General features: G+C 58.1%; 10 protein-coding genes. 3 read left to right on the plus strand and 7 right to left on the minus strand.

Annotated elements, in window-relative coordinates; all coding sequences use genetic code 11:
* Positions 1 to 65: 65 nt before the first annotated feature.
* The 3 genes from BT119_RS25550 to BT119_RS25560 form a co-directional block, all read right to left on the minus strand.
* A complete protein-coding gene (locus BT119_RS25550; RefSeq protein WP_003372074.1) occupies positions 66 to 908 on the minus strand; it encodes a DeoR/GlpR family DNA-binding transcription regulator in 843 nt (280 codons plus the stop codon).
* A 130-nt stretch (positions 909 to 1,038) separates the two neighbouring features.
* Positions 1,039 to 1,812 carry an L-iditol 2-dehydrogenase gene (locus tag BT119_RS25555; protein ID WP_072367118.1) on the minus strand — a complete coding sequence of 258 codons (774 nt, stop codon included), beginning with the start codon at positions 1,810 to 1,812 and terminating at the stop codon, positions 1,039 to 1,041.
* A 39-nt stretch (positions 1,813 to 1,851) separates the two neighbouring features.
* Positions 1,852 to 3,168, minus strand: a complete 1,317-nt coding sequence (locus tag BT119_RS25560; RefSeq protein WP_072367119.1) for an ABC transporter substrate-binding protein — start codon at positions 3,166 to 3,168, stop codon at positions 1,852 to 1,854.
* Positions 3,169 to 3,450: 282 nt separating this feature from the next.
* Between BT119_RS25560 and BT119_RS25565 the strand changes: the two genes are divergently transcribed.
* A complete protein-coding gene (locus BT119_RS25565; RefSeq protein WP_032609331.1) occupies positions 3,451 to 4,350 on the plus strand; it encodes an AraC family transcriptional regulator in 900 nt (299 codons plus the stop codon).
* Here the strand turns inward: BT119_RS25565 and BT119_RS25570 are convergent, their stop codons facing one another.
* Complete coding sequence (locus BT119_RS25570) at positions 4,351 to 5,610, minus strand: cation:proton antiporter (protein ID WP_024663423.1); 1,260 nt, start codon at positions 5,608 to 5,610, stop codon at positions 4,351 to 4,353. It abuts the gene before it with no gap.
* 279 nt (positions 5,611 to 5,889) lie between these two features.
* A complete protein-coding gene (locus tag BT119_RS25575; protein WP_003372061.1) occupies positions 5,890 to 6,219 on the minus strand; it encodes a DUF2790 domain-containing protein in 330 nt (109 codons plus the stop codon).
* Positions 6,220 to 6,440: 221 nt separating this feature from the next.
* On the opposite strand from BT119_RS25575, the gene BT119_RS27330 reads away from it, so the two are divergent.
* The gene (locus BT119_RS27330; protein ID WP_175550610.1) at positions 6,441 to 6,662 is read left to right on the plus strand and encodes a hypothetical protein; all 222 of its coding nucleotides are present in this window, start codon (positions 6,441 to 6,443) and stop codon (positions 6,660 to 6,662) included.
* 455 nt (positions 6,663 to 7,117) lie between these two features.
* Positions 7,118 to 8,443: an OprD family porin gene (locus BT119_RS25585; protein WP_072367120.1), complete on the plus strand. Its 1,326-nt coding sequence runs from the start codon at positions 7,118 to 7,120 to the stop codon at positions 8,441 to 8,443.
* Positions 8,444 to 8,571: 128 nt separating this feature from the next.
* Here the strand turns inward: BT119_RS25585 and BT119_RS25590 are convergent, their stop codons facing one another.
* Positions 8,572 to 8,901, minus strand: a complete 330-nt coding sequence (locus tag BT119_RS25590; protein WP_072367121.1) for a hypothetical protein — start codon at positions 8,899 to 8,901, stop codon at positions 8,572 to 8,574.
* A gap of 232 nt (positions 8,902 to 9,133) precedes the next feature.
* A complete protein-coding gene (locus tag BT119_RS25595) occupies positions 9,134 to 10,189 on the minus strand; it encodes an SEL1-like repeat protein (protein ID WP_072367122.1) in 1,056 nt (351 codons plus the stop codon).
* Positions 10,190 to 10,312: the final 123 nt, after the last annotated feature.

Genomic DNA, 10,312 nt, shown 5'->3' on the forward strand with positions numbered 1-10,312 from the left:
TGAATAAAAAACCCCGGTCGAGAGACCGGGGTTTTTTTTTGACCTGCTGATCATCGCAATGAGGTTCAGGACTTGATATCGAGGGCCTGACGTTTGCCCGCCACGGGTGCCAGCAACAGTTCGATACGCTGCTTGCGAATCCCGTCGGCAGCCGCTTCGGCCAGGGCTGCGTCGGTGATGATGGTGTCGAACTGCTCGAGCCCGGCCACCTTGTACATGCCGAAGGTGCCGTATTTGGAGCTGGTGGCGATCAGGACGGTTTGCGAGGCGGACTGCATGGCGGCCTGCTTGACCTCGACCTTCAGCGCCGACGGTGTGGTGGTGCCGCGTTGCAGGTCCCACGAGCTGGTGGACATGAAGGCCACATCGGTCGCCAGCTGGCGCAGGGTCGCCGCTGCCAGGCCGCCGACGCTGGAGCGGTTCGGATGATCGAGCAGCCCGCCGGTGTGAATCACATCCACATGCGCAGCATCGGCCAGCGCGTTGACCACGCCGAAATCATTGGTGACCACAGTCATGCCCGACAGCGCGATGATATGCGGGACGATTTCGAGTGTGCTGGTGCCTGCGTCCAGATAGATCGTCATGTCCGGGTGCAACAAGCCCGCTGCGAGCCGCGCCATACCCTGCTTGTGCGGCAACTCCACTACGGCCTTGGACTGGTGGCTGGGCTCGCTGTGGACCTGGCTGGCGATACGCACGCCCCCGGTGACCGAGTAGGCGCGACCTTCCTGCTCCAGCTGGGCGATGTCGCGGCGGATGGTCATGTGCGAGCAATCGAACATCTCCATCAACTGATGCACGCTGAGCACCTGATGCTTGCGCAACTGACGCAGCATCAGCTCCCGGCGCTGGTCAGGGATCATAGGTGTACCGCCGGAAATGGCGATCTCCTCTTCAGTGGACATTCGTACTCCTGTACATCAATGAGCCGCCTCAGGCAGCAGGCGGTCCGCGCATCTTAGCCAATCGCTTCGGCAATGGAAGCAGTTGCAGGCTTTTTTGCGCGGTTCGGCTCATCTTTACTCCCGTCGCACTTCAACTCATCCAGTTGCCACCGTCGACGTTATAGGTCTGGGCTACGACGTATTCGCTGTCCGCTGAAGCCAGGAAAATGGCCATGCCGGTCAAATCGTCCGCTGTGCCCATGCGCCCGAAAGGCACTTGTTCGCCCACCAGCCTTTTCTTCTCGCCCAACGGCCGGTTTTCATAGCGGGCGAACAGCGCATCCACGCCGTCCCAGTGTTCGCCATCGACCACACCCGGCGCGATGGCATTGACATTGATGCCGTGCCTGATGAGGTCCAGCCCGGCCGATTGGGTCAGGCTGATCACCGCAGCCTTGGTCGCGCAATACACCGCCACCAGCGCCTCGCCCCGCCGACCGGCCTGGCTGGCCATGTTGATGATCTTGCCGCCGTGCCCCTGGGCAATCATTTGCCTGGCTGCTGCCTGCAAAGTGAACAGGGTGCCCGCGACGTTGATCGAAAACAGCCGTTCGTAACTGTCGCGGGTGATATCGACAATTGGTGCCAGATCAAACAGCGCGGCGTTGTTGATCAGGATATCCAGCTTGCCGGTCTGTGCGACCACAGCGGCGATGGCCTGATCGATGGACGACTGATCCGTGACGTCCATCCGCACCGCATAAGCGTTGGGGCCCAGCTCGGTCGCTGTCGCCTGTGCGCGCTGCAGATCGATATCGGCAATCGCCACGCGCGCACCTTCGTGAATGTACGCCTGCGCAAACGCCCGCCCGATGCCTCGCGCCGATCCGGTGATCAGCGCGCTTTTACCTTCAAGTCGTTTCATGGGTTCATCGTCCGTTCAATACAGTTGAGGGCTGGCGCTCTACTTCGGGTAGCCGGCACGTTTCATCTCGCGCTCGGTCACCGCCTGCGCGGCTGTGAGCGCCTGTTCAGTGGTGGTTTGCCCGGTCACGGCGGCAGAGAACAGCTTGCCGACCGAGGTGCCGATGGCCTGAAACTCGGGAATGGTCACGTACTGGATACCAACGTAGGGCACAGGCTTGGCCGAGGGGTGCGCCGGGTCGGCGTGTTGCATCATTTGCAGCGTGACCTTGGCGAACGGTGCAGCTTTCAGGTAAGCCTCGCTGTAGGTGGAGGCGCGGGTGCCAGGCGGCACGTTGCTGATGCCATCCGTCTCGGCGACCAGCTGGATATATGCCTTGGACGTCGCCCAGGTGATGAACGCCTTGGCCGCATCCTTGTGCTTGGAGGTAGCCGGTATTGCCAGCGACCAGGCGTAAAGCCATGATGAACCCTTGTCAGTCACTTCAACCGGCGCAGGTGCAAAGCCGATGCTGTCGACCACCTTGCTCTGTTCCTTGTCCGTCGTGAAGGAGCCGGCCACGCTGGCGTCGACCCACAAGGCGCATTTGCCGCTGTTGAACAGCGCGAGGGTTTCGTTGAAGCCGTTGCTCGACACGCCCGGCGGGCCATAGTTTTTCAGGGTGTTGACGTAGAAATTCGCAGCCTTGCTCCATTCCGGGCTGGTCAATTGCGGTTTCCATTGCTCATCGAACCAGCGCGCGCCGAATGCATTGGCCATGGTACTGAGCAAAGCGATGTTCTCGCCCCAACCGGCCTTGCCGCGCAGGCACATGCCGTAAACGCCCTTGTCGGGCTGATGCAGCTTCGCGGCGAAGTCGCCCAGCTGCGTCCAGGTCGGGTGTTCGGGCATGCTCAAGCCTGCCTGCTTGAACAAATCGGTGCGGTAATAAGTGATGGTGCTTTCGCCATAAAAGGGCAGGGCATAGAGCGTGCCCTTGACTGACAAGCCTTGGCGCACGGAGGGAAAGATATCCTCCAGATCGTAGTCCGGCGCAAGATCGGTGATTGGCTCCAGCCACTGTTTGGCGCCCCATAACGGGGTCTCGTAGGTGCCGATGGTCAACACGTCGAACTGACCGCCCTGCGTGGCGATGTCGGTGGTCAGGCGCTGGCGCAGGACGTTTTCTTCGAGCACCACCCAGTTGAGCTTGATGTCGGGATGCTGCTGCTCAAAGGTTTTCGACAGGCGCTGCATGCGGATCATGTCGCCGTTGTTCACCGTGGCGATGGTCACGGTTTCGGCAGCCTGGACGGTCAGGTTGAAAAGGGCGGCGGACACGCCTGCGGACAGGAAAAGCGTTTTCCGAATGTTCATCGTAGTGCTCTCCACCCCGCGCCTTGTCTGGCGGGAGTCATTGTTTTTGTTGTTGGCCACGGTTGAGTCACCCTGGTGGACGGCTTGATTACAGCAGCCCTCAGGGGGCTGAACAAACGCAGCGCGGATGATCGACTGATACTTTTTTAACCGGCCGCGCTCCGGCTGTCCGAAAGCAAAAAAGTATCAGTGCCGGTTTGAACGCGAGCTAGCGCTGGCTGGACGCGAGGGGGTATGTTCAAGCGTCAACAGCGCATTCATAACGATAAAAAGGGGCATCCCGTGCCTGACAGCCGAGCCGCCTTGCTCGAGCAGCGCCCTGCCGAGCTTGAGGTTATTCTCCCGCAGCCCGACCACTGCTTTCGCTGGTACGAGCATGACTATCCCTACGCACTGGCGCGCTGGAACCATCATCCGGAATTCGAAATTCATCTGATCCGCCAGGGCAGCGGCAAGCTGGTGGCCGGGGATTACATCGGTGAGTTCGCGGCAGGGCATGTGGCCCTGATCGGCCCGGATCTGCCGCATGACTGGATCGGCGATCTGGCCCCCGGTGAGCATCTGCCCGGGCGGGACGTGGTGCTGCAGTTTGATGGTGCCGCGTTGCTGGCCTTGCGCGGCACGCTGCCGGAGATAGGCGATTTGCAGCGTCTGTTCGAGCAGGCGCGACGTGGCCTCGAGTTCACCGGTGCAACAGCGGTGCAGGCCGCGCGCCTGCTTGAACAGATCGGCCCGGCTCAGGGGCTGGAGCGGCTGATTCTGTTCCTGCAACTGGTCAACACGCTGATGAAAGCGCCTGCGCAGGAGGTTCGTCTGCTGGCCAGCACCTGGTATGCACCGACCCTGGATGCGCGCAGCTCCGAACGGATCAACAAGGCGTTCGACTATCTGCTGACCGAATTGACCAGCGATATTCGCCTGTCCGTCATCGCGCAGCGGCTGGACATGAGCGATCCGGGTTTTTCACGCTTCTTCAAGCGCACCACGGGCCATTGTTTTATCGACCTGATGCGCAAACTGCGGGTCCAGCGGGCTTGCCGGTTGCTGCTGCACAGCGAGATGTCGGTGTCGGACATCTGCTTTGAAGTCGGCTATGCCAACCTGTCCAACTTCAACCGGCACTTCCGCGTGGAGATGCAGCAGACGCCCAGTGAATACCGGCGCGCCGCTGCATCGGCCTGATCAATGCTCTGCCGGTTCTTTCGCCTGCGGGGCACGGGTAACGGCATTCACCAGCTTGCCGATGGTCAGGCCCTGCAGAAGGATCGACAGCAACACCACGATATAGGTGATGCTCAGCAGCAGATCGCGTTCCGGCCCGGTCGGCAGCGCCAGCGCCAAGGCGACCGAGACACCGCCGCGCAGGCCGCCCCAGGTGAGGATGCGGATCGTGCCATGCGGCACCTTGCGCCAGCGACGCAGGAGCAGGATGGCCGGGGCCACGGTGACGAAGCGCGACAGCAGAATCGCCGCTGCCAGCAGGCTGGCCGCAATCAGGTGCTGCCACGAGAACGGCAACAGCAACAACTCCATGCCGATCAGCGCGAATAGCAGCGCGTTGAGCATGTCATCCAGCAACTCCCAGAAACCGTCCATGTAACGACGGGTCATGTCGTTCATCGCCAGATTACGTCCCAGATTGCCGATGATCAGGCCGGCCACGACCATCGCGATAGGACCGGACACATGCAGTTCAGACGCCATCGCCGAGCCGCCGATCACCAGTGCGAGAGTCAGCATGACTTCGATCTGATACTGCTCGATGCTTTTGATCATCAGGTACACGGCATAGCCGATCAGGCCGCCGAACAGCACACCGCCCACCGCTTCGTGGGCGAACAGCAGAGCCGTTTCGCCTACCGTAGGCGTTTCGCCCAGCTGCGCAATACCCAGCAGCACGGTGAACACCACCACCGCCGTGCCATCGTTGAACAGGCTTTCACCAACGATGGTGGTTTTCAGCGGTTTGGAGGCGTTGGCGGTACGCAACACACCGAGCACCGCAATCGGATCGGTAGGCGAGATCAGTGCACCAAACAGCAGGCAGTACAACGGGCTGACGTGCCAGCCGAACAGGGCAAAGATCCAGTAGGCCAGTGCGCCGATCACAGTGGTGGCAATCAGCACCCCGAAAGTCGCCAACAGGCCGATGGGCCAACGGTAGCTCCTCAAATCGCCAAGGTTGACGTGCAGCGCCCCGGCGAACAGCAGGAAGGACAGCATCCAGTTCATCAGCAGGTCGCCGAAGTCGATCTGACCGATCAATTGTTGAACGCGATCTTCCAGGCCGGGATAGCCCAGAAAGCTCAGACCCTGCAACAGCAACGAGAACATCAGCGCAGTGACCATCACGCCAATGGTGGGGGGCAGACCGATGAAACGGTAGTTCACGTAGGTCAGCAGCGCAGTGAGGCAGATAAAACCAGCAGCGAGTTCAAGCATCCGTCATTCCAGAGTCCGTAAGTGCAGTGTCTCGATCACCGTAACCGAGCCTGTGTTTGATGGACTGGATCTACGTCCAGACACATCTCGACACGCCACAGTGGGGTTTGCGTTGACCACGCAGAGGCGGTGATGTTGCAAAAAATGCTGGAATCACCCAGCGAAGCTGGATTTGAGACGGGAGAGGCAGGGCATTGCAGACACAAAAAAGTCAGCCCGAATGACGGTCCGGGCTGACGGGGGATGTAGCGCTGAGTGGCCTTCCTGGCAGGATCAGAATCATTGGCTGTTTCTGCATCCGCCGAGGACCTGGTACTGAACCGTGTTCAGCTTGCCTTTGGAGTCTTCGTAAGTCATCAGCTTTGGCATCACGCTACAGGTTTGCAGATCCGGGGATTTGCGGACCAGCTTGGCAATGTCCAGCTTCATTCCGTAGGTGTACTCCTTGATCTCCGGCATTGGCTTGTTATGGATGGCGGCATACTTCTGCACGCTGGCTTGGTGCTCCTTGATCACCGTAGTGGCTTTGACTTCATCAGAGGTGTAGGCGAAAGCACTGATGGGCGAAAGGATGACCAGGGCAAGTAACAACGATTTGGCTGTGCGCATTTTCTTTTGTCTCCGTTTGAATGTGGCTTAACCCTAACCAATGCGCACTAACCGGAAGGTTGCTGAAACATTACAAATCGGTCATCTCGAAGATGTCAGCTTCCTAACAGTATTGTCATTGTTCGCTCACCTTCCTGTTAGCTCCCCCTCCGTAAGCTTGTTTCATCCCTGACGAGCGCCGAGCGCTGCGCAGGTCCGACATTCAACCGATAAAGGTAACGATGATGAAACTGGTCAAATCGATGGTCTTCGCAGTAGCTGCCTTGTCCGCCAGCGCAGCCTTTGCCGACGACGGTAACGAGTACGCAAGCACAGCGGCTGACAAGATGCGTCTTGCACAGGAACTGCGCTTCAAGGAACAGAACAGCAGCAATAAAGCCGAGCGCTACGTCAATACAGACGACAACGCCGAGGCTGAACGGTCGACCAAGTCCGAAGGCTGATGCCTTTGCTGCCCGACCCGCTGCACCCCCATTCGCCCTTTGTAGCAGCTCCCTGCTCCTTTGGTCGGGGCGAATCTTTAAGCGTCCTTCGGGGCGCTTTTTTTATTCCCGTATCTACACAAATCGTTATCACGCCCGTGCTCCAGCGCCCGTGGGAGCGAGCTTGCTCGCGAAAGGGCCGGTACAGCCGCCAGAAGGAGTGCACTTGAACCAGGGAATGCCGTTCTGGACGCTCTGCGTCCTATCTTGAATGTTGGCTTGTGTTGGTCAAAGCGTGAGTCATTTTTATTGAATAGACACACGCTGCAGCGCACTTCCTTTCATATTTGTAATCCCGCTGTCACCCCGCCGTTATCTTCGCCACTTCAAGATGGTGCCCCACTGGCAGCTCTCGTACCTATAAAAAGAGCCAGGTCGACATGTTTACAACAATCTGCCGATTAGACGGAGCGCACATGACTCAACTTAAAACACTATCACTGGCCCTGTGTTCGACCCTCGCCGGTGTCGCACCGGCTGCCGTATTCGCCGAAGAGCAAAAAGAAGGCTTCATCGAAGGCAGCACGCTGACGTTACTCAACCGCAACTTCTACATGAACCGCGACCACCGCAACGGCGAGTCCAGCCCGACCGGCAATGGCTATTCCGAAGCATGGGCGCAGGGCATCATCGGTCGATTCCAGTCAGGTTTCACTCAAGGCGCCTTCGGTGTCGGCGTCGATGCATTTGCCATGATCGGCATCAAGCTCGACACCGGTGACGGCCGCAACGGCGGCCGCAGCGCATTCGACGTGCTGCCGGTCGATGGGGAAGGCCGCGCCCGTGACGAATACACCAAGGTAGGTGGCTCGCTGAAGGCCAGAGCCTTCGACACCGTCGTCAACGTGGGCGATGTGTTTCCCTCCACCCCCGTGGTTGCCTTCGGCGACTCCCGCCTGCTGCCCGAGAGCTTTCGCGGCGTTACCGCCGTCAACAACAGCATCAGCGGCCTGACCCTGCAAGGCGGTCGCCTGCACGCCATGAGCCAGCCCGTTTCCAGCAACCTGCGCGACGGTTTCGTCACCTTCTACGGCGGTGCCGTGGACTCTCCATGGGTTGCCTACTTCGGCGGTGACTATCAGGCCACCGACAGGCTGAGCCTTGGCCTCTACACCAGCCGACTCAAAGACGCCTGGGATCAGAAATACGCTTCAGCGTCCTACGTGCTGCCGCTCTCTGACGACCTGTCGCTGACCAGCAGCCTGAACTACTACAACGCCACCGACGAAGGCAAAAAGCTGCTCGGCGAATTCGACAACGACATCTGGAGTGCAAAAGTCGCACTGCAATACGGCGCACACACCCTGTCGCTTTCGCACCAGCGCAACGAAGGTGATGATGACTTCGACTACCTCCGGCAGTCCGACTCCATCTACCTGGCCAACTCCATCCAGTACAGCGACTTCAACTCACCCAAGGAGCGCTCGTGGATGGTCACCTACAACCTCGACATGTCCACCTTCGGCGTGAGCGGCCTGTCATTCATGACCCGCTACGGAAAAGGCACCGACGCCGACTACTCCAACGCCAACAGCACCTACATGCGCCGCGACGCACAAGGCAACCCGCTGACCGACCAGAAACGCTGGGAGCGCGATATCGAAGCGAAATACATCGTGCAGACCGGGTCACTCAAAGACCTGTCGCTGCGCGTGCGCCAGGCAACGACTCGTGCCACGGCGTTCGAATCGGATCTGGATGAGGTGAGGGTGATTGTGGAGTATCCGTTGAGTGTGCTTTGAGGGGGGGGATTGAGTGAGGCGTCCTTTGGTGCGCCTCTTGGTGCTAACCACGTTGTGTGAACCATCAACACCAAAGCTCGATAGGCTGACCCATGACTTTTCCAGCGCAAAAAGCTGACTGGCCATCGCTATTTCGAAAGGAGTCTCATCAATGCAGCTAATGCAAAAGCCGATGCTGCGTAAAGGCAAAACTTACTGAGACTCCACATGGCATCCATAAGCTGTTGACCTTCGGCACTTCCTCCTGAACCGCTGATTGCGCTAGCTGTGCCGCCTATAAATACTGCGCCTGAAGCCACACACAGGACCAAAAAAGCGCACGCCATTTTAAATAACGTGGCTGGGGTAAGCACATTTGAAATCCCGCCTGTTTCATCGGTGCTGATGATCCGAAAAATGACACGACCTATATAAAAAACTGCAGACAAGACACATAGGAAAAGCACCAAAGTGATCATGGAATTTACCTTGGGCAGAAAGTGTTTGATAGTCGCTCACCCCAAGATATTCTTGATGGCTGCGATAGTTTGATATCGATTTGAACGTTATTCTTCCTGTACGATCCATGCTAAGACATAAAACGCATAAATGGCGTTCTGGACAGCTTTGGACGCGAGTACAAGTTTGCATATGCCGCCCGCTATAGGCATATGCAGAATCTCTTTCGGATCGGCGTCATCAGACTTTTGATCAGTATCCGTTGCTGTAGACCGGAGAGCCTGGCAACGGCTTGCCTGTTTTAGGATCAAGAATCATGGCCTTGGCCAACTGCTCGATCAGCTCTTCAGAAGGCTTGGGCGGCGGGATGTTGGCTTCACGCTCTTCAACCCATTTCAGCTTGCCATCCCATGCGGGGAGTTTGGCTGGTGGCAGTGGGACGATTTCGTTGATTTCGGGGACGTTTGGATTGGCGTAGGACCAATCTGCTAGAAGGCTCCAGATTTGCTTATAACGTTCGGCGCGTTCCAAGTCTTCCTGCTGGCCTAGATAATACAAGCGATCATCGGGTTGGGGTCCGCGAAAGCCCTTGCTCAAAAAAGACGCAGAGGTTTCATCACCTGCCGCTGCGCCAAGTTGAAAGGCTTCCAGAGCGGCCCGATATTGCTTGGCTGTTGATAGGTGGACACCCAATGCTCCAGCTGCCTTGCCGTTACCTTGCTCTGCAGCACAACGACGCATTTGTCTTGCAATATCCGGTGCAATATCAATGGGCGCGAGTTTTTCGGCAACGTATGCTTGCGCTTGCGCACTTCCCTCATCTGCCGCTTTGCGAAAGTAGCGCAGGGACATATCCTCGTCTTGTTGTAGACCCGCCGCGCCCTTTTGAAGATAGATGGCGATCATGTAATACCCCGAAGCCACATGCGCATCTATCAGCTGTTGGCTAAGTCGTAATCTTTCCCCTCCAGTGAGCTTGAACTGGCCACGCATAGCACCGTTCTGCAGGTTGACATTGGCCTTGTAGTGGTTGTTTTCTGCCGCGATGCGGTACAGCCTTTCGATCTCGATATCGACCGTTTCATCCTGCTGAATTTGATTGTTTTTCTGCAACCAGCGCGCGTACTGAAACAGCACATCCGTTTCTGCCGAAGGGGCCGGGATTTTCTCGTGTACGCAGGTAAATGCCAGCTTGGCGTTGACTTCGCTCAACTGACTCAGCGGCGCGTCCTTCGTCCGTGAGGTAAGGGCATTGCCGGAGCTGCAGGCGGCCAACAGCAGGATCGAAAGCAACAAAGTCAAGCGCATCAGTCATGGTCCGTCATAGTAGCGTCGCGATAATAAGGTTCAACGAGCGCGCGTCGGGTTTGAGTTTGGGCAGAGATTTGCATGTGCCGATCACTGTCGACACATGTAAATCTCTGCTTGGCA

The sequence above is a fragment of the Pseudomonas sp. NFACC10-1 genome, from assembly GCF_900119195.1.
GTDB lineage: Bacteria > Pseudomonadota > Gammaproteobacteria > Pseudomonadales > Pseudomonadaceae > Aquipseudomonas > Aquipseudomonas cerasi.

What these genes read in the sequence shown, in the direction of transcription:
- BT119_RS25570 (WP_024663423.1), bottom strand. Translation starts at nt 5,610, where the DNA reads ATGCTTGAACTCGCTGCTGGTTTTATCTGCCTCACTGCGCTGCTGACC.
- BT119_RS25550 (WP_003372074.1), bottom strand. Translation starts at nt 908, where the DNA reads ATGTCCACTGAAGAGGAGATCGCCATTTCCGGCGGTACACCTATGATC.
- BT119_RS25555 (WP_072367118.1), bottom strand. Translation starts at nt 1,812, where the DNA reads ATGAAACGACTTGAAGGTAAAAGCGCGCTGATCACCGGATCGGCGCGA.
- BT119_RS25585 (WP_072367120.1), top strand. Translation starts at nt 7,118, where the DNA reads ATGACTCAACTTAAAACACTATCACTGGCCCTGTGTTCGACCCTCGCC.
- BT119_RS25590 (WP_072367121.1), bottom strand. Translation starts at nt 8,901, where the DNA reads ATGATCACTTTGGTGCTTTTCCTATGTGTCTTGTCTGCAGTTTTTTAT.
- BT119_RS25575 (WP_003372061.1), bottom strand. Translation starts at nt 6,219, where the DNA reads ATGCGCACAGCCAAATCGTTGTTACTTGCCCTGGTCATCCTTTCGCCC.
- BT119_RS25560 (WP_072367119.1), bottom strand. Translation starts at nt 3,168, where the DNA reads ATGAACATTCGGAAAACGCTTTTCCTGTCCGCAGGCGTGTCCGCCGCC.
- BT119_RS25595 (WP_072367122.1), bottom strand. Translation starts at nt 10,189, where the DNA reads ATGCGCTTGACTTTGTTGCTTTCGATCCTGCTGTTGGCCGCCTGCAGC.
- BT119_RS27330 (WP_175550610.1), top strand. Translation starts at nt 6,441, where the DNA reads ATGATGAAACTGGTCAAATCGATGGTCTTCGCAGTAGCTGCCTTGTCC.